This window comes from Pedobacter jamesrossensis (assembly GCF_042650905.1).
GTDB lineage: Bacteria > Bacteroidota > Bacteroidia > Sphingobacteriales > Sphingobacteriaceae > Pedobacter > Pedobacter jamesrossensis.
On the sequence record NZ_JBHSBY010000035.1, the window covers coordinates 60,046 to 80,869 of the forward strand.

At 38.6% G+C, this 20,824-nt stretch carries 14 protein-coding genes; 9 read left to right on the forward strand and 5 right to left on the reverse strand.

The annotated features are described in order from the left end of the window. Positions 1-59: 59 nt before the first annotated feature. The 4 genes from ACFOUY_RS07905 to ACFOUY_RS07920 all read right to left on the reverse strand — a co-directional run bounded on the left by ACFOUY_RS07905 (position 60) and on the right by ACFOUY_RS07920 (position 4,646). Positions 60-2,474, reverse strand: a complete 2,415-nt coding sequence (locus ACFOUY_RS07905; RefSeq protein WP_378959950.1) for a tetratricopeptide repeat-containing sensor histidine kinase — start codon at positions 2,472-2,474, stop codon at positions 60-62. Positions 2,475-2,727: 253 nt separating this feature from the next. Beyond that, positions 2,728-2,931 carry a hypothetical protein gene (locus tag ACFOUY_RS07910; protein WP_378959951.1) on the reverse strand — a complete coding sequence of 68 codons (204 nt, stop codon included), beginning with the start codon at positions 2,929-2,931 and terminating at the stop codon, positions 2,728-2,730. Between the two features lie 197 nt (positions 2,932-3,128). Further along, positions 3,129-3,599, reverse strand: a complete 471-nt coding sequence (locus tag ACFOUY_RS07915; protein WP_378959952.1) for a hypothetical protein — start codon at positions 3,597-3,599, stop codon at positions 3,129-3,131. A gap of 159 nt (positions 3,600-3,758) precedes the next feature. After that, positions 3,759-4,646, reverse strand: coding sequence for a helix-turn-helix domain-containing protein (locus ACFOUY_RS07920; RefSeq protein WP_378959953.1), 888 nt, complete (start codon positions 4,644-4,646; stop codon positions 3,759-3,761). Positions 4,647-5,311: 665 nt separating this feature from the next. On the opposite strand from ACFOUY_RS07920, the gene ACFOUY_RS07925 reads away from it, so the two are divergent. The 4 genes from ACFOUY_RS07925 to ACFOUY_RS07940 all read left to right on the forward strand — a co-directional run bounded on the left by ACFOUY_RS07925 (position 5,312) and on the right by ACFOUY_RS07940 (position 11,040). Next, the gene (locus ACFOUY_RS07925) at positions 5,312-5,992 is read left to right on the forward strand and encodes a metal-dependent hydrolase (protein ID WP_378959954.1); all 681 of its coding nucleotides are present in this window, start codon (positions 5,312-5,314) and stop codon (positions 5,990-5,992) included. A 529-nt stretch (positions 5,993-6,521) separates the two neighbouring features. Then, a complete protein-coding gene (locus ACFOUY_RS07930; RefSeq protein ID WP_378959955.1) occupies positions 6,522-7,085 on the forward strand; it encodes a hypothetical protein in 564 nt (187 codons plus the stop codon). Between the two features lie 277 nt (positions 7,086-7,362). Then, positions 7,363-9,912 carry a BamA/TamA family outer membrane protein gene (locus ACFOUY_RS07935; protein ID WP_378959956.1) on the forward strand — a complete coding sequence of 850 codons (2,550 nt, stop codon included), beginning with the start codon at positions 7,363-7,365 and terminating at the stop codon, positions 9,910-9,912. A gap of 339 nt (positions 9,913-10,251) precedes the next feature. Then, a complete protein-coding gene (locus ACFOUY_RS07940; RefSeq protein WP_378959957.1) occupies positions 10,252-11,040 on the forward strand; it encodes an alpha/beta hydrolase in 789 nt (262 codons plus the stop codon). Between the two features lie 455 nt (positions 11,041-11,495). On the opposite strand, the gene ACFOUY_RS07945 is transcribed toward ACFOUY_RS07940, so the two are convergent. Next, positions 11,496-12,338 (reverse strand): universal stress protein, encoded by an 843-nt coding sequence (locus ACFOUY_RS07945; RefSeq protein WP_378959958.1) that lies wholly within the window; start codon positions 12,336-12,338, stop codon positions 11,496-11,498. Positions 12,339-12,676: 338 nt separating this feature from the next. On the opposite strand from ACFOUY_RS07945, the gene ACFOUY_RS07950 reads away from it, so the two are divergent. From ACFOUY_RS07950 to ACFOUY_RS07970, 5 genes are all read left to right on the forward strand, one after another. Then, a complete protein-coding gene (locus ACFOUY_RS07950) occupies positions 12,677-13,465 on the forward strand; it encodes a helix-turn-helix domain-containing protein (RefSeq protein WP_378959959.1) in 789 nt (262 codons plus the stop codon). A 324-nt stretch (positions 13,466-13,789) separates the two neighbouring features. After that, positions 13,790-16,468, forward strand: a complete 2,679-nt coding sequence (locus ACFOUY_RS07955; protein WP_378959960.1) for a sigma-54 interaction domain-containing protein — start codon at positions 13,790-13,792, stop codon at positions 16,466-16,468. Positions 16,469-16,503: 35 nt separating this feature from the next. Continuing rightward, a complete protein-coding gene (locus ACFOUY_RS07960) occupies positions 16,504-17,592 on the forward strand; it encodes a sensor histidine kinase (protein WP_378959961.1) in 1,089 nt (362 codons plus the stop codon). Between the two features lie 371 nt (positions 17,593-17,963). Beyond that, positions 17,964-19,343 carry a sigma-54-dependent transcriptional regulator gene (locus ACFOUY_RS07965; RefSeq protein WP_378959962.1) on the forward strand — a complete coding sequence of 460 codons (1,380 nt, stop codon included), beginning with the start codon at positions 17,964-17,966 and terminating at the stop codon, positions 19,341-19,343. 423 nt (positions 19,344-19,766) lie between these two features. Continuing rightward, positions 19,767-20,210 carry a DUF983 domain-containing protein gene (locus ACFOUY_RS07970; RefSeq protein ID WP_378959963.1) on the forward strand — a complete coding sequence of 148 codons (444 nt, stop codon included), beginning with the start codon at positions 19,767-19,769 and terminating at the stop codon, positions 20,208-20,210. The last annotated feature ends 614 nt before the right edge of the window (positions 20,211-20,824 follow it).

Below are 20,824 nucleotides of genomic sequence, written 5' to 3' on the forward strand. Positions count from 1 at the left end.
CATTCCTCTTTACTCAGAGCAATTTTTCAAAGCCTTTTAATGTAATGCAAAACAACGCACTAAATGTGGGCGACATCAATCTGGTCCATTTCAAAGCTAATGGTTATCTCTGCGCCCTGTTTTCCTTCGATCTTAATCGTTCCTCCCAGATCCCCTGCAAGTCCCCTCATGAGCCGCAGTCCCAAAGACTGGGAATCTGGAGCCATGTTTTTGGGATTTAGTCCCACTCCGTTATCTTTGATGATCAGTTCTATCATTGACCTTTTTTGCGTCAGGCGGATCAGGATAATACCCAGTTCCATATCTGGGAAAGCATATTTAATCGCATTGGTAACTGCCTCATTAACGATAAGTCCAATAGGAATGGCCCTGGATACGCCGAATCGAATGGGCTCAAATTCCAATATGAATTTTATGTGGCGATGGGTACCAAAACTATCCTTAAGGTAGCTGATAAACTCTGTGAGGTAGACTTTTATATCGATCGTTTTCACATCATCCTCCTGATATAACCTTTGATGGATCATCGACATTGCATAAATCCGATGCTCACTATTTTGAATGGCCTTCAGTGCGTCACCTTTGAGATAATGTGCCTGCGATTCCAGTAATGATATAACTGTGTGCAGATTGTTTTTAACCCGATGATGCACTTCTTTTAAAAGCCACTGTTTGGATATAATAAGTTCATCCTTTTCGCCAATTGTATGTTCCAGAGCAAGATTCTTTTTGTCAATCTCATCCTTCTGGCGTTTTTTAATCCGGTACTGGTTGAGCAACAGCAAGATGATGAGAAAGGCCATGCTGATAACGGTAATGCCTACGAACCTGATTAGGTATGACTGTTTCTTTTGCATGGCAGTTTCCTGCTTAAGCAACTTAATATACATTTCCTTTTGTGCAGTCTGATACTGCATGCGAAGTCCTTCTATAATCTTGGTTTGCGACTCATCCTGGAGTTTGCTGTTGATCTCTAAATAATCCTTCAGGTGTTTCACTGCCAGTTCGGTATTATTAAGTGCAGAGTCCACTTTATAAAGATCCATCGCAGCATTGGCAGATACGATCAGCGGCACAGTTGCAGAGGAAGTCTTGAACTGCTCTAAATACCGCTTTGCTTTGGGGTAATCCTTGGTAAGGAGATAGAAATGCCCAAGTTTGAATGCATTAAAGGGACGAAAACGTTCACTAGTGATGGGATTGATTTTTTTGGAAAGCTCCTCTACTTTGAGCAGATATTGTTCAGATTTTTTATAACTCCCTAGGGCATAATAGGTTTCGCCTAAAGTTTGAATAGCAAGCAGACTGTCTGGAAGGGTACGAGGCGGATATTTCCGCATGTAATCATTTGTTGTAATTAATGCCTCGGAAATTTTCCCTGCTTGCACCAATTCATGGGCAATTGAGTTTATTACCGGATAAAGCGAGGATCTTTCACCATTTCTTAGCATCTGCCCAATAGACTGTAGATACCAAGAGAGGCGAGTTGAGGGTTCCTTATCGGTAAAGCGGGATTCGCCAACGCGTCTATAAAAATATCCAAGTCCCAATGAATCCTTGGTAGCCTGAGCAGATTTTACTGAAGCTAAACCATACTTTAAATTTTCACTATTGTTGCCTTTGAAGTCAGCTAATAAGGCCAAAAGATCTGTAGTGTAGTGTGTATATTTAAAATGAATTTTTTGCTGTAAATTCAGGGATTCAGTAGCGCTGGTTTCTGCTTTTTTGAAATCTTTTATCACAAAAAACAGATATCCTAAATTTTGAAGTGAATTTATCTCGCCCCGTATATTTTTATTCTGTTTATAAATTTGAGATGCTCTCATGGTATTGCCAACCTTCATACCTATTGTTTCTGCGGAGGGTGGGGCATAGGAACCCAAATAATCACATGCTTTGGCAAGCATAACCCTGTCATTCCTTTTTTCGCATTCCGCAATTAATTGATTAAAAGTAAGTATGCCCTGCTTAAGGTTGCCATTTTTAAAATATGATTTCCCTTTCAAGCAACGGGCTTGGCTAAGCCAGAACCAACTTCCCATAGCGAGGCTCTCCCTTTCGGCAATCATTAGGTAAGTCAGACCAAATTTTTGGTTTTTAGAATTATTATTAGAAGGTTCAAATGCATAGTAAGCACCCAGTAATAATGCGAGCTTGAGATGTGCTTCTCCAGAAAGGCTTTCGAGCATCTTTTCTGCAATTGAAGGATCACGAAGATCAACCCAGCGCTGATATTGACTCAGCCTGTTTCCAAAACCTTGGGTCATAACACTCCACCTGCTCAGCCCGTTCAGTTGACAGACTTTTATCAAACTACTGTCCAGATCTACGAGCCCCTCTTGAACCACTGTGTAGTAGTTGAGGCTGAGTTGAGAAAGTAGCCACTGGTCTGGCATGGAAGTCACTTTGGTTTGTGCTTCAACCTTAAATATAAATACAAAGAAAATGATTAGTAACGAAAATTTCTGCTTCATTTTCAAGTTAATAATTAAAACATTTATGTCTGGTCGACCACCTGAGGGCGGGATTGATTTTTTTGTTTGGAGGGCAGGAATAGATTATCCAAAATAATAATAATATTTTACATTATCACAATAGCGAACATAAAAAAAACAGGCCTCTTAAGAATAAGAGACCTGCAACCAACTGCTCAAATGGGGCATCAATCCTGAATTGCCCTTTAAAGCAAACCAAAATAAACCTGGAAAAAACTTTTTATCAGTAGTACTATATAAACCTGACCCACTGCCTGATATAATTATCTGCTATAAAATTATCATGGGCGAGTATTTCATGGTGTTTATTATAACCTTTCTTAATTCCCTTTCTTTTATCAAATACCTTTGCCAGTCCATATCCAAAACTATGCTCATTGTGAAGTGTCTTTGCAGAACCTGCTTCTGTTAATTGAGAAATATTTTTTTTGTGCATAATCTTGTAATTTATCAGATATAATTCAAATGAAAAGCCAGAATTTAACTATCTTATAGTCAGTGTATTGATTGTAATCAAAAAAAACGTTGAAAGCGAAATAACAGCAGGTATTCAAAAAGTATCGAAATATCAAAACTTTAAAAAATAGGAGATAGGAAAGCTTACAGGATTTACATAGAACGTTTTGGGGAGCATTAATTTAAAACAGAATATAGTTTCCGTTCCAAGAGCAGCAAAATCTCTTCAAGAAGTGCCATTGTCATTTCCCGATACAAAAAAGACTTATTTAAAGCTTCAGAATATAACTGTCTAAATATGGCTTCCATTCGCACGGATTCGGTAGCATCCATATACACACTTGTTTGTACGGTACTGCATGTGGAGTAAGTTGCCAGGGCATGAAAAGTCGGACATTCAACTTGTGCACTCTGATCGTAAAACGTAATTACCCATCCCCCTATGCTGGAAAAAACCTTCGATTCTGGTACACTGCTATTGGTAAGGTCTAACAGCACTTTATTCCAGAAAATATTTTTGGTACTTCGTTTGGACTTAAAATAAACAATATAAAACAAATCACTGGTTGGATACATTGTTTCAGGAAGTTCTCCAATGGATTTAAAGGCATTCAAATCGATATAGCCCCCATTAATGATTATGGACATATTCAAGGTCTGCTGTGGGCTGTTATTTTCCATCGAGAAAATTTTCTTTCTGTTACTGGTTCAAATCACTAAGCAAAAGAGGTAAAAAGAACCTGCTTGAGTGAGGCCAAGTTAAGATTCATAAAAATGATAAAACTGGATGAACTTCCCGAACGCTTATCAATTCTTCCCGTTTTCAAAGTATAGAAAACTCTTTTTGTAATGGGTAGGACTCTGATCTGTGTGATTTTTAAAGAAACGGCTAAAATGCGCCTGTTCCTGAAAGCCCAGCTCATAAGCAATTTCCTTTGCGGATTTATCGGTATAATAAAATAGCTTTTTTGCTTCTTTAATAATGCGCTCATGAATAACCAGGATTGGAGATCTATAGTTATACAATAAAAACAGGTTTGAGAGTGTCTTTGGAGATTTATGAAGCTTATCCGCATAAAAAAGAACTTGATGATGTTCTTTGAAATGTATTTCTACCATCTTATTATATCTGCTGATCAGCTCATTTCGTTCCTCAATACTTTCCTGACCATTCAAGTGCTGCTCCCGTGCCAATCGGTATACAATCACAATCAGTTGCCTTAACAATATTTCAAGCATATCCCGCTCAGCATTGTTAGTGCCAGAAAATTCATCCAGGAACATGGTGGCAATAGACCCTATTTTCTTACTATTCGATGGATCTAATGATATTATCCGATTTTCGAGTAATGAAGAGGACAGTTCGCTATTTAACAAATCCACGCCCATACCATTATAAAATTCGCAATTGTATTGCCATGCGATAATTTTCTGGGGTTCCTGAAATTCAAAAGATTGATTTGTAAATAGGGGAATAAGTGTACCCGATTGAAAAACAATCTCATTGCCATCTAGGATTACCAATTGATCGGCACTTAAATTTAGCGCAATTGTAAAGTATTTACCCCTCCGCTTTTTCTGCGTGAAATTTTGAGATAACTCTTTTTCCCTGAAAAAAAAAGTCAGTTCAGCATTCTCTGCCTGATTTATGAATGTATATTTCATAATGTCTATCTCTGAAATTAATATTTCCATCCTGCCTTTATGGGATCGTCGGAGACAAAAATAGTGGCTTAAGAAAAGCCTCTATGGTGTAATACACGGATTCAATGGTATAAACTAGAAAAGCTTAAGGCGGGAGAATTTTTCGGCGATTACTATAAATTGCCTTTGGGCTATTCACAAAATTATATCTCAAAGACCTTGAGCAAGAGCTGAAATTCTTTATAAGTCCCGATATATACTTTTCTTTGGTCTCTCGTGCTGGGACAATAGCAGGCTGTCCCCTAGGATCTGTTTTCAGATAAATCAGCGTAATACCTCGAATGTATTTCTATTCCGGCTAAAAAATATCGGGATAAGGTTCAAGCATCGGAGTACTCAATTCGCCAATTATTAAATGATTATTAGAATCTAAGGATATTTGACTCTAAAAAGAATTGGCTCCTCGAAAAAATTGCATCTTAGAAGCTTCCCAGAGTTGACAGCTATTCAAAATGTGTACAACCAAAGCAATTTAGCTTTAGATATGATGAAGCTTGTCAGTTTATTAATCCCTGAGGTGACTACATATCAATAATCGGTTTGTCAATAGCGAAATGCCGAGAGTTTTCATTTTTGCATTTTTTTTTAAGTAGTTGAATATGAATTTATTATATTTTGGTATTTCACTTGCATTGGGTCAGTAAAAAACACAAACAATGAGAGTAACTTATTATGGTCATTCCTGCTTTTCTATCCTCGCTGGTTCGCAGGAACTGCTTTTTGATCCCTACATCAGCCCCAATCCGTTGGCAAAAAACATAGATATCGATGGTATAACCGCTGACTATGTTTTTGCTTCCCATGCTCACTTTGACCATATAACCGATCTGTTGCGGATCGCAAAAAATACTGGCGCTAAAGCTGTAGGAGGCTGGGAGCTTTATAACTGGTTTAATTCGAATGGACTCTCAAATACCTTTCCCATTAATCCGGGAGGCGAATCTGAGTTCGGCTTCGGGAAGGTTAAGTGCTTCGCTGCCGTTCATTCGAGCAGTTTTGAGGATGGAAGTTATGGGGGTGTTCCATGCGGATATGCCTTTGCTACCTCCGCTGGTAACTTTTATTATTCTGGCGATACTGCACTTACTCTGGATATGGAACTTGTTTCGAAGTGGAACAAGATGGATTTTGCGGTAATGCCCATTGGAGATGTGCTGACCATGGGCGTCAAAGATGCGATTGCTGCCTGTCAAATGATAGGGGTCAAAAAAATGATAGGTGTCCATTATGATACTTTTGGTTTCATCAAACTGGATCATAAAAAGGCCATTAATGATTTCAGGGAAGCTAATCTGGAGCTGATACTTATGGGTATTGGGGAGTCCTTGGACTTATAAAGTTGGGATAGTATTTTTTACTATCAGAACGGTTAGACTTAGGCTTATCAAATAAATATGAAGTGGGCTGTGTTTTCAATTTATCCAAAACACTTTGTTCATGGATTATGGGCAGGTTTGAACTGCGCTGAGGGTTTTGCTAGCATTCTGTCGGATAACAATTTATGATATCTCTTTCTAAAAAGGATGTGCAATAGAATTTAAATTTAAGGATTTCTTTAGTTGGGTAATTTATTTCTATTTCATTCTAACCCATCTGGAAATCAAAAAATAACCAATTTACCCACTACATCTGGAAAAGGAACAATAAATGATGTACACCTATTATGGGAATTTAAGCACGTCAGACTTTTTTTCCTTTAAGCAAAATCTTTTTCGGGGAATAAATACTAAAATAAGTTGATTGCTAGATCTTTTCCAATGGGGGGATTTATACATCCCGAAAAAAAGATCATGTGAACTTTGCCTGTTTTAACGATTTAAACACAACACAATTAATCTAATAATTTCACCTTAAATTTTTTAAATCATGAAGAATCACTTTGCAAAACTTTCTACCTTAACTCTACTTTTTGTTTCAATTGCATCCTGGACTTATGCCCAGACGACTAGGCAATCCAGTATCCGATACTCTGTGGGCGCAGACGTTGGTTTACCTTTGGGCAATTTTTCGGATGCATATAAATGGAGTTTGGGAGGGTCGATCCAGGCGGATATCCCTGTACTGAACAATATTTTATATGTCACAATCAATGCCGGCTATAACAATATTTTTGCGGATAAATCGGTATCTCAGTTCACTGATGATATCCACCTTATACCAGTGAAGGCTGGACTTAAATTCTTTCCGGTAGCAAATTTCTATGTTCAGGGAGAAGCAGGGGTATCGTTTATTCTCGACCAGAAGGCATCATCTGAAAAATCGGCCTCCTTTCTATATGCTCCACAGCTCGGGTATCTTTTTCCGCTTGGAGGAAAGAGCAATATCGATGCAGGCGTTAGATTTGAAGGCAATAGCAAGTTCACCAGGAACGGGTCGACAAATAATTTTCTTGGACTGCGGGTGGCTTATGCGTTCCCGATCGGAAAGTAGAACTTAATCACGCCCTTGATGGCTGCCCGTTAAGGGCAGCTTTTTTTATTAAATTATTATGTAAAATAGATAACACTTTTACCCATTATTATAATTGCTTCGCTGATGATATTTAGAGAGGATAGCTATATTTATGCGAAATTTCGTGTTCTGGAAAAAGCTGATTAATTTATAACAAACTGATTTTAAGTGTTATAGTTAATGGATTGCCTTTTGTGTCTGAATTTGTTGCCCTTCAATTTTGATATGGGCATATGCTAACCTAAAGTGCTAATCCATGAAAAGAACTGCTTATTATTTATTGGCTTTGATGCAAATCATTACGATAAATGCATCGCTTGCTCAGCTGCCGGTAATCCGGGACAGCATAATTGTCAAAATTATGCCTTCATATGATAGTGTAAGTATACTTCACAGAAAAATTTTTGGTGAAAACTATAGAAAAGAATATGCTGCGCCGACTAAATTGCCTGTGCTTAAGATGTCCGATATTGTTGGCGGGCTTAAGGCATATCAGCGTGGCGGCGGCAATCAGACCCGATCCGTCAGGCTGACTGATTCTGCAGGTAATGAATGGACACTGAGGAGTGTTGAAAAGTACCCTGAAATTCTGCTTCCACCAAGCCTAAGAGAAACTTTTTTACGCACAATATTAAAAGATAACATGTCGGCACAACATCCTTTTTCTGCTCTGGTGGTGCCAGTTTTAGCAGATGAAATCGGTGCCCCACATACTGATCCGATAATCGGCTGGGTAGCCAAAGATAAAGGTTTGGGAGAATATGAAAAAGAATTTGCGGAAAAAGTAAATCTTCTTGAAAAAAGGGAACCTATCGGATCAAGCGATAATACCCAAAAAATGATGCGCAAACTAAAAGAAAATAACAGCATCTCCTACGACAGTGAACTATATCTGAAGCTGAAATGCCTTGATGTATTGATAGGAGATTGGGACAGACACGATGACCAATGGCGCTGGAAATTGGTTAAATCTGGCATAAATATGATTTATGTGCCAATTCCAAGAGATCGGGATCAGGTTTTTTACCGATCAGATGGTAAGGTTCAGCGTTATGCGCAGTCCTCATGGTTTTTACCAATGATGCAGGGATATGAACGCAATATCCAAAATATCAACTGGTTTCTATGGGAGGGTAGGGAAATCAATAGCAAATGGTTCTCGGGCATTTCTGAAGAAAAATGGAATTTGATTGTCAGCGACTTCTGCTCAACTATGACGGATCAGGTTTTTGAGACCGCATTAAAACAACTTCCTGAACCTGGCTACACGCTTAGGCATAACGAACTTTTGAAGGAACTTCAGGAACGCAGAGCAGCTATGCCATTTTTGATGAATGACTATTACCGTTTCTTTAATAAAATAGTCGATATAGAATTAAGTGATAAAGCTGAAATTATTACCGTAAAATCCGATAAAAACAAGCGACTTTCCGTAACCGTAAGTAAACATGGGCATCCGACAGAGCACACCTATTTTAGGGAATTTGATCCTGAAATTACCAGAGAAGTCAGGATATATCTACATAATGGCAATGATAGCTTAGTAATGAACAATGATAGTTCTCCAATAAAAATCAGGCTTATTGGCGGAAGTGGATCTAAAAATTATAACATTGACAAACTATATAACAGCGTAAAATTATATACGCCTCTAAATGGTTATAAACTGGAAGGCACAGAAAAATCTAAATTGAGTATACATAGATCTGATGATTCCCTTAATGTTGCCTATCAGGCGAAGGATCTTTACCGCAGGCATTTGATTTTCCCTAGTTTAGCCTTCAACGATGATGACGGACTAGCCCTTGGCCTTTCATTAAAAATTACCAACCCTGGTTTCCGTAAGGTTCCCTACGGAAATTCACAATCTTTCTCGTTTTTATATTCATTCGGATCCTCTGCTTTGAAACTTTATTATTCAGGTGACTGGATTAAGATTCTTGGAAATGCCGATCTGACGATTCAGGCTAGTGCGTTTACCCCAAGCAATACTCAAAATTTCTTTGGTGTAGGCAATCAAACTTATTTTGACGAATCAACCTCAGACATCATATACTACCGTGCAAGGTTTAATCTATATGAGCTAAATCCGGCTTTACGCTGGAGGTTTAAAAAATCCATGATCAGCGTAGGACCTACCTTTCAATATTACAGCTATCAAAAGAAAGAGAATGAGGGTAGGTTTATCAGTATGGAGAATAACCTCCGCTCCTCAGACAGTTCGACAATAGCACAGGAGAAAGCCTATGCAGGAGCAGCATTAAAATTTAGCTTTGATTCGCGTGATAACAATATTCTGCCGTCAAAAGGTATTTTACTTGATGCCAGTTTGACTGGCAACAACGGTTTAAATAGCTATTCAAATAATTATGGACAGCTAAACGCAAGCTTATCCTATTATCAAAAACTGGATTCATCGGCTAAAATTGTAATCATTGAAAGGATAGGTGGGGGACTAACTGCAGGGAAAACTGCATTCTTTCAAAGCCAGTTTTTAGGTGGACAAGGAAACTTATTAGGTTATAGGCAGTTTCGCTTTGCGGGAGACCATAGCCTATATAACAATCTGGAAGTTAGGGTTAAATTGGGTTCGTTGACAAATTATGTGCTTCCCGGACAGATTGGGCTCCTGGGTCTATATGACGTGGGAAGGGTGTGGGCAAGATCAGAGAATTCCTCAGTTTTTCATCACGGTGTGGGAGCAGGGGTATATTTCGCTCCAGCTTCACTTTCTCTTTTAAAACTTGTAGCGAGTTATTCAAAGGAAGGATGGTATCCTAATTTTACCTTTAGTATTCGGTATTGATATTGAGCTGACCTGGTATTTTCCCAACGGGCGGTTTTTGAATGTCGAACTAGACTTAGGGCCAGGTTTTACCCAGCTTACTTGTAAATATCCTTTGATCTGGCTAACTGGGGGTATGCTAACTGAATTCAATTGGAAGGTTTCCTGGTAAATAAATCAGCATCTATACCTTGCGATAATTCTCGACATTTAAACACCAGCGTGGCGATCGTCGATATTTAACTGTATTTTTTATTACTTCATGTATTTAATTTACTGAAATATAGGTGTTTATGTCTTGGCTTGTTTATGGCTTAAATATTATCATGTTTAATATTAACCACCATTAAAGCTAGTTTTATGAAAACACAAAAAATGACCACTTGGTCGAAACACTTAATTGTATTAGCATTTTTATTGGCTTGCCTAACGCTTTCTCCAGATGCCAAATCACAGGAGGCAACCGTCAAAAACGTGGTTATCGTCCATGGGGCATTAGCGGATGGATCAGGCTGGCAGGGAGTATTTAAAGTACTTACTAAAAAAGGATACAATGTAACTGTGGTTCAAAATCCCTGCACCTCTCTAAAGGACGATGTTGCGGCAACAAACTTTGCAATCGATAAGCAGGATGGACCTGTTATATTGGTTGGACATTCATGGGGGGGGACAGTGATTACCCAGGCAGGCGTAAATCCAAAGGTTGTGGGTTTGGTATACGTTAATGCTTTCCAGCCAGACATTGGCGAAACGAGCGCTAAATTGGCAAGTAGCTTACCACCTAAACCTGAATACGGACTTTTACCTCCCGATGAAAAAGGCAATGTTTATTATGACAAAGCGAAATTCCATGCCGGATTTTGCGCTGACGTGAGCAAGGAACTTGCAGATTTTATGTTTGCATCTCAAGGATTTATTCCTGGCGAAGCGTTTGGAACACCTGTTACCGAGGCTGCATGGAAATCCAAACCAACTTACGGTATATCTGCAAATGATGACAAAAGCATAAATCCTGAAATTACATTGAATATGTACAAAAGGTCTAATAGTATTGTTACCAAGCTTAAAGGAAGTCATGTAGTTTTTATTACGCATCCCGAAGAGGTATCTGCAGTGATTATTGCTGCATCTAAAAAGGCTTCGAATTAGAATTTATTGACCGCAGATAAATCCTCTTGCACCCACATGCAAGGGGATTTATTATTTGTTGCCAACATAATTAATAAATTCGAATTATTAAATGTGTGTCTTGTAAATTTTAAACTTTGATTTTCACCTCCTAAGTTTGATTATAAGTTTAGAATTTTTATTAAACAAGACCTCGCCATCAGCAGAATCTTCCAGTTTTGAGTAGAATGAGTACATGCCATTAAATACTGATATTAGCGTACAACAAAATCAGTTTAATTATGCAATTAAAAGACTCGAATAGATGTCTACATAAAAAAGCATGCAGGCTAAGTGAAATTCTTATGATCAGATCTTTCCTAAAAGATTAACTGTGCCCTCCAGATTGTTTATATTATACAGCCCTGTTGTACAAAATACAACAGGGCTGTAGGATGAAGCGAAAGAATTACCCTTAAGAAAGAGTTTAGTGGGTATCAAGGCAACACCAATATAGGTTTATGTCCATCCATCACTAACTGTTCAGAAATGTCCTTGTGGGTAAGACTATAAAAGAATCCCTTATTGCCAGGCATAGCAATTATGAGCTGCGAATAATAAGAATCTGCAAATTTAGTTAAGCCAATTTGCTGACCATAGGCTTCTTTCTCATAAACATAGTATCTAAAACTCCTCAAAATTGAGTTTAGTAGTGTGTAATTTTGGCTCTCGGGTATTATTTCCACAGGTTGATATCCTGGTTTTTCGCGTTCGAGTGGTGTAGGGTTTTTGTTACTTTGAAGATGTTTGAGTCTATCTAGATAATAAACCTCTGTAGAAGAATGCTCATCGAAGCTCACCACAGCATGGGTAATCGGCTGATAATGACTTGCCGAGGGTACGATCATTATTGGAACAGTGATATTTTTGCAAATATTGATAATCTGATGGCCGATCACGCTTTCTGTTCCAAGCTGGGAACTATTGCTGCCGATCAGAATAAGATCGACCACTTCACTCGAGGCCAGCTTGCATATCGAACTGATGCTAAAACACTGCCTAAGCCGCGCATCAATAATGATATTGGGATGTAGTCTTTTTTGGAGGCGGGCCTTTAAGTCGAATAATTGGGTGTTCAACTCTGTGAGTGTGTTTCTCATTTCTATGCGGGCATCCCATGCATCACCCTGGTTTGCCCAGTATTCTGATAATGGGGAAGCAATACAGTTCGCAATCAACACGACCCTGGTAAATCCACGGTCATTAGCCAAGTCGGCTGCATAATCTACAGCGTGAGTCGAGGGTACGGAAAAGTCCACGGGAATAAGAAGAGTCTTCATAAGCTTAATAATTAATCCATTTTTTCCGACTGCTATTTTATTGGTATTCGGATATTTAGATTATACAACCCAGATGCCATAGTTTACTGGTTGATTTAATGTGGGTTATGAGTAATTATTCATTTTTTCAGGCTTGTTATTTCGCAGTTTTTTTATTATTTAACGAGATTTAAATATTTATATATCTTAAATAGTTGCTATATTTTTTAATCATTATATTGAATGTTTGGACTTGAACCGTATCCTTCTATTTTATTATATTTACATCATAACAAGCATACATGTCTCTTAAAACCGTCCGGTCTAGAATTCTGTCATCCTATTATTCCACAAAAAGCATGGGTGGAGAAAATTTTATAGGGGAATATATATTTAGCTATCAGGTATCTGGTTCGCTCGAAGTCAGCGACGGTATCAATAAAGTTGAATTTAAGGCTGGCGATTTCAGGTTAAGCCTCCGAAATAAACTCGCCAAGTATATTAAACAACCAGGTATAACTGAAAAATACGAGTCTTTGTCTGTTTTTATTGATCAGGAAACTCTTCGTAATATTAGTTTAGAATATCACCTGCAGGCAATACCTACATTTGCTGACCGCCCTGTTCTCCTGCTCAATCAACATCCCCTTTACAAGAATTTTTTTGATTCCCTTTCGCCATTTCTTTCCGCCTCAGCACCCGGGAGTGATGATTTGATCAATCTAAAATTAAAGGAAGCAGTGCTGACGCTTTTGAAGGTTCAGCCAGAATTGAAGGATGTATTGTTTGATTTTACAGACCCACATAAAATCGACTTGAAAGCCTATATGGAACAGCATTACAAGTTTAACTTGACAATGCAGCATTTCGCTTACATGACAGGCCGAAGCGTCTCATCCTTTAAGCGGGACTTTGACCAAGACTTTGGAACTTCTCCCGGAAAGTGGTTACTTAACAGAAGGTTAAAGGAGGCATTTTACCTGCTAAAAGAAAAAGGAAAGGCTCCGTCGGATGTTTATGTTGAAACTGGGTTTGAAGATATTTCACATTTTTCTCGTGCCTTTAAAAAAGAATACGGTTTTCCTCCTTCTAAAATCTATGATAAACTAAACTCGGCAACATTTCAAAAACTCAACAGCATCCTGTAAAGTTTTATTTATAACGTGCCTTAGAAAGCAAGTACTCTATTTAGTGATTATTGAATTTTCTTTTAAAGTGCTGGTTTTAACAGAATGTTTCTTAACGGTATAATCATTTTGCTGAAATAACGAGATATCAATAATGAGGATTTAAACTCTATTGTTATATCAATAAAAATTAAAATAAAATTTTATTAAAGTGTTGTTTATTAATGCTTTAAGTGGTTGGCATGATAGTTGAAAATTAGTTTGGGATGTTGGTAGAAAATTACCTGCTGCATCACAGACCAAACTTAAACTATTGCTATGCAACCAAATCCAAACCTCCGAGAAATGGAGAAGGGTATTACCTTCCCAACATCGCTATTAAAACTAAATGGCGAAATGGCAAACTTCAAAAGTGATGAAGAATGTGAACCATTGACTCAATTGTTTTCACTCAGTGAAAAAATATCAGCTGCAAGGAGCATTATAGAATTGGTTAAAAATGTAGAAGAGCCATTTAAAAAACTTTTCTCTGTAAATAAGTTTGCTTTTGTGCTCCGGGATAAGAGTAGCAAGTGCCACATTTTCCTCTCCGGGGACGTCAAATGTGGAGACGCCTTCCCCCAGCATAGAATTCTTTCGGATTCCTTTCTAGATAGGACAGTTCGTCTAGGAGAGTTTGATATTTATGGGCCGGGGGAGATCAGCAAGAACATTGACTCTGCAGCCCAGAACAGTCGGTGGTATAGTGCTGCCGCAGATAATTTCTTTGGCTTTTCTTTATCCAAAGGTACAGATGTCCTCGGAGTCCTTTTAATGGAGGGCCAATCTACTAGAACCGTTCAGGAGACAGACTTTAGTTTTGCCCAATCGATCTCCTCCCAGCTTTCACTGGCAATTTCAAATATTTATGCCTTAAACGAGATCAGGCGGCAGGATCGGGAAAGGCAGCTATTGTTAGACCTAAATGCCCACATCGCGACTGTCAGAGATACCAATGAGCTTTTGGGAATTATTAATGACCATTTAAAAAATACAATTGGTTTTAGCCACACTTTGATAGGAACGGTTAATGAGGATGGATTAACGACAAGTGCATTCTTGCTGGATCCCAATTCGGCGCCAAAAAACCATCCGATGTATGCTGATGCAAAATGTGTAAGGTATGCCATCAATGATGGTTTCATGAATATTTGTGCCGATCAGTCTGATCCGGTTCTTTTTGATCTTGATGAGCTCATAATCGACGAGAGCACGCCCTTGTACATAAAGCTGAATTACGAAAGTGGGATTCGCCATCTGGCGATGTCCAGATTTCGCAAGAACAACAATGTATTTGGATTCTGGATGTTGTTTTTTCCTGAAGGGCATTGTCCATCAAAAGCTTGTCTAAGTTTGATAAGTGGGATTTCCAGCCAGATTTCAATTGCAGTTTCAAATGTAAAGGCGAATGAAGAAATTGAGCGTAGGGAAAAGGAGAAAAGTACACTTTTAAAATTCAGCAACGATCTCGCTTCATCTACCAAAAAAGATGTCCTTGAGCGTGTGGTAAAGCAACAGTTGTCTGCGTTATTTTCTATTGAAAATTTTTCACTTCATGCCGTCAGGGAAAATAAAAAAGAACATGAGCTGGTACTATCAGATCCCGATGCAGACTTTTCTCAGTATGATATTCTTGAGGACTTTTCTAATGGTTTAATTTTAACAAGTGACAGCATCTTTTCTAGGGCAATAAATCTTGAAGAACCTGATTTTATTACATTGGGAAGGCCAAATAATCCTGGATCTGCCTCGCTATCGGAATTATTTAAAACCCCATTATCACTTCTCGTTATACCCATTAAGATTGAAAGTGAGGTCATCGGAATTCTTTCTTTTACCAGCGATAGGAAAGATCCGGAGTTTTTAGATGGGAATCTTTTCAGAAGCGTGTGCTCTCAGATTGCAATCAGTCTCGCTAATTTAGAGGCGAGAGAAGCTACCAAACTTCATATCAAAGAAATAAGTAGGTCAAATGTTCAACTCGAAGACGAAAAAACGTATCTCCAACAGGAGATCGACACTTTTCAAAATTCGTCTGAAGTGATAGGCAGTAGTACAGAGATGTCCCAGGTTTTTAAACTTGTTTCGCAAGTTGCATCCTCAGTAAGTACTGTACTGTTACTAGGTGAAACTGGTACTGGGAAAGAATTAATTGCCAGAGCCATACATAACGCTTCTCCTCGCAGAGACCAGCTAATGGTAAAGGTAAATTGTGCTGCGCTACCCGCCAATCTGATCGAAAGTGAATTGTTTGGGCATGAAAGGGGAAGTTTTACCGGCGCTACCGAGCGCCGTATTGGCAAGTTTGAACTTGCAAATAATGGTACATTATTTCTTGATGAGATAGGTGAGATGCCTCTGGATTTACAGGTAAAGCTTTTGAGGGCTTTGCAGGAAAGGGAAATCGAGAGAATCGGTGGAAAAGGTACAATTAAAGTTAATGTAAGGGTTATAGCCGCTACCAACAGGGATCTGGAAAAAGAAATGGAAGCAGGAAATTTTAGGAGCGACCTATTCTACAGGCTTAATATTTTTCCTATCAGCCTACCAGCACTTAGAGACCGAAAATCAGATATTCCCGAGCTTGCCAATTTTTTTATGTTAAGGTTTGCTAAAAGATCTGGTAAAAAAATTAGCGATATAAGTAAAAAAGCAATGCAGGAACTGACAGAGTATAGTTGGCCTGGAAATATCAGAGAGCTTGAGCATCAACTTGAGCGGACGGTGTTGCTTACCAATGATCACATTATTAGGGAGTTTCATTTGCCATGCAAAAAACAGCTCAAAAACTTTGAAAACGTGACAAACGGATTTGATATGAGTACACTCGAAGAAAATGAACGTAAACATATTCTGTCAATACTAATGCACTGCAACGGCAGAATTGCAGGAGTGAATGGTGCTGCATCTGTTCTGGGAATTCCATCTAGCACGCTAAGCTCAAGAATGAGAAAGCTTGGTATTAAAAGACAGCACCAAGTATAAATCTTTAATTAACGTTAACTCTCAACTAATTTATTATGATTTTTTTATCTGCACATGTTGCGCAAAAAGTTTTTTTAAGCTTTTGGTTATTTTCAAACCCTCACCGCCGGATTATCATAAATTTCCGGCGGGTCAGGGCATCGTTTATCGCTGTAGCATTTTTTCTGTTGATGCATTTATCTGCATTTAATGAAGCCCATGCCAACACTGTATCAGGTGCCGCCAAGGCCGTAAGTAAATTAAATGCCTATTTTCCAAAAGAGAAGCTAAATATTCTCCTTTTCTCTCGTGGTTGGGAAATAATCTGTATATCTCTATTGATCTTGGTCACAAGCTGCATCTTTTATGTTCAGGAACTGCGAAATAAGGTGAATAGAAGATTACTAAAGGAGAAAGAAAGATCAAGTCATTTCAACCAGTTTCTAAAGGTGGAGAAAAAAAGCCTCATCGAGGAGAAGCAGGCTCTTGAGACTGAAAATGAATGGCTTTTGAATGAGGTGCATCATAGGGTGAAAAACAACCTGCAGATCGTTGTGAGCCTGTTGGAATCACAGGCTTCTTTTCTCAAAGGGGATGCCTTAAAAGCAGTTACCCAAAGTTATCACAGGGTATATGCTTTGGCATTGATCCATCAGCAGATTTATGCAGACGGAAGCAACCAAAAAGCAGATTTCTCAAAGTTTCTTCAGGAACTGGTGCGTTATCTTGAAGATAACCCTGGTTTATCTCAATCGGTATCCTTCCACTGTGAACTCGGGCAGGTAAAGGTAGCCCAGACCAAGGCGATTCCTCTGGCTATTATTGCCAATGAAATTATCACAAACTCACTCCAGCATGCATTCCCCAGTGGAAGTATTGGAGAGATTAATATTACAATGACTGAAATCGATGGTGCGGTTTCTTTGGAAATTGCCGACAACGGTTCGGGCAGTAATCTGGATATAAATATGTCCCAAAATGGTTCATTGGGCATGACCCTCATCCAGGGGCTTGCCAGAGATATTGATGCAACAATAGAGGTGCGGTCTGCTCAAGGAACCGTTGTCAATGTCAATTTTAGATTAGCCTGCCCCAACGAAGTTGAGAAAACCGTAGGTGGCAAACCGATTATTCTATTTTGTTGACTTTCAGTATTATGCAACTCAGTAGATAAGTATGAATTGTCCTAGCCGGAACTGATTGATAAAAAGTAAAAGCCAACATAAATTATCGATTTTGATTAACGACTATTTTTTTTCTATTTTTCTCAAAAGCTTGACAACGCAGAATTTTAATTTTAACTTATCAAAATATTTATGTGGAAAGAGCCCAGAAATTTTCCGATTTTTATATTCATGCCAAATTTCTAATTGTAACGAGGCAAGCAATTAGGAGTTTTAGTTGAATTGAAGAAAACACATTAAACCGGATGGAGAACCATAGTCTATAAACAATACATTAGATTCGGTATTTCTGATTCGAAAACACTCATTACTATAGTGGTAACAAAGCTATTATGAAAACGAAAATACTTATTGTTGAAGATCAGTTTGTGGAGGCCAATAATCTGCAGTTAATTCTGGAGCGTGCCGGATATGAAGTTACCGCCATCGCCCGTTCAGTATCTTCAGCCCTCAAGGCAGTCGAACGCGTTCGGCCTGATTTGGTGATGTTGGACATTCATTTGCAGGGATCTTTGACGGGAATTGATCTGGCCAGTGAGCTCCGTGAAATGAAAATAGGCTTCGTATATCTGTCAGCAAATTCGAACAAAAGTATTCTGGATGCGGCCAAGCAAACCAGGCCCTATGGTTTTTTGGTAAAGCCTTTCAGGGCTAAGGATGTTTTGGTCATGCTCGATGTTGCCTGGTATCTCCACCAGCAGAACCAGGATTTCTTAAGCAGAAGATCTTTGCCAACCATTACCGGCAATCAAGCCGATAGTGAGGAGCTTGGGAATATTATAAGCAGTTGCAGCGTTATGGATGAAGTTTTGAAAAACATCAAAATAGTGAGTTCGACCGAAACCTCTGTTCTAATTCTGGGTGAAAGTGGCACTGGTAAGGAACTGGTTGCAAAAGCAATACACAAACTTTCTAGACGGGCAAAAAAACCTTTCGTGGTCGTTAACTGTGGCGCCCTTCCAGCAAACTTGATTGAAAGTGAGTTATTTGGTCATGAAAAAGGTGCATTCACCGGTGCTATGAATTCCAGAGTGGGGAAGTTTGAGCTCGCCGATGGGGGTACGATATTTTTGGATGAAATTGGCGAACTGCCGCTTGACCTACAGGTGAAATTTCTCCGGGTCCTTCAAGAGAAGGAAATTGAACGTATAGGGGGATTGACCAGGAAAATAGATGTTAGGATTATTGCTGCCACAAACCGAGACCTTGAAGAGGAGGTATCGTGTGATAGGTTCAGGCTTGACCTCTATTACAGGCTAAACGTATTCCCTATTGTACTGCCTACTTTGAGGGAAAGAAAAAATGATATACCCCTGCTCTCCGAATACTTCCTAAAGCGTTATTCGGATATGAATGGCAAGAATGTGGTTGGCTTTTCTGAGGAGGTTATGAATAAAATTATGGCTTATGAATGGCCCGGCAATGTTCGGCAGCTGGAGAATCTGATGGAGAGAAGCGTGTTACTGGCCGAGGGACCAATTATTTCAACAATAACCCTTCCCAAAGGAAAAAATGCAGAGCCACAATCATTTGATGAACAAAGAATCAGGACAATTGAGGAAAATGAGAGGGACCACATCATTTCTGTTCTCAAAATGTGCAACTGGCGGGTATCTGGGAGTGATGGTGCAGCTGAAATCCTAAAGGTAAACGTGAACACCCTAAATTCTAAAATAAAAAAGCTCGGAATAAGTAAACAGTTACACAAATAATGCTTTAAAGGTGCCTCAACACAGAAGACTAAGTTTTAACGTCTGCAACTTACAAACACCCCAGGCTTACGCAGTCAAATTTAAAGGCGCTTTTTGAGACAGAAGACTGAATGCTTAATGAGATGGCGAAAATTAATTACCTCTTCTGGCCATCGAACCATAACCCTTTCAGTTTTATCATGTCTAGTCATGTGACATGGCAAATATGGCTTTCGATATTTGTTGAAAAATCCTTCATATCATTAAGTCAGTACTGTGTCAATATGAATACAAATACGGTTAATGATGAAACAATATTCGTAAATTGTAAATATCGCATAAAGCTGATTATCAATAGTTTTTGATAAGATTTGTTCGGAAGTTCGATGATTATTCACTAGTACTCGTGCTCTCAATTTTATGTAAATATTAATACGGAAAAAAATGCAACAGAAAGATATTGCAAAAAAAAATGATCCACCATTGTCGGTGCTTCGTGCCTTTGCAACATGCAAATGCCCAAGGTGCAGGTTGGGAGATGTTTACAGCGGATCCGCCTATAACTTCAAGCAGCAGAAAATGAAAGAAGTATGTAGTGTATGTTTACTTAAATTTGAACGCGAGCCTGGTTATTTTTATGTTTCCATGTTTATTAGTTATGCGATGAACGTGGCTGAAATCATCACTATCGCTGTTGCATCCTATGTTCTGGGCTTGGATATTGTTTACGAAAATCTCTGGTATTTTGTTGGTATTATATTCTTGGGGGTTGCACTGCTTTCCCCGTTTAATTCCCGCTACTCCAGGATGATATTGTTGTATTTTTTATCGCCGGGGCTGCATTACGATCCTTCAAGTGTGAGCAGGGGGCAGGTAAAAACGGCATAGATTATTTTATCGTTCGAGCCTATTCTGGCGGAGGTAGCTGTTAAATATTCTTTGCTGGATTTTTTTGTTACAATTTGATTTTTATGATGATAATTTTAGAAGAAGGTACGGATTTGAATCCTGTAGGTTTCGCTGATAAGTTATTTCAGTAATTTAAATAAGTGTTAATGACCTTTGCACCAGCTTTATTTATCTCATTTTGTATTCGCTTTCCCGTTACTATACTTTTGGTCCTGTTTTTCTATGAAAGCCAAATAACTCCAAAGAATAATTAAAAGGGTGCCGCTTTTTATATTTCATGACTTCTCCTCATTTCTGAAAGGGTGGGACAGAAAGTCATGCATTGATCAGTATTAAAAAGTCATACTAATTTGTGCCAAACGGTTGAATAGTCAGCCAATGGTCAGCTGAGATGATAGGAGGTATATAAATTCCCTGATAACATTTTAAATCATATTGGCAGTTTACAGCATTGGAATCTTGGATGGTTTTCAGATTGAATGTACAAGATGGATATTCCGACCCATACTACACCACCCATTCCGAGGCATAGTACACCAGTCATTCCGAGCCAAAGTGCACCAGTTTTTGTTGAGGTAATTAAATATTCCAAG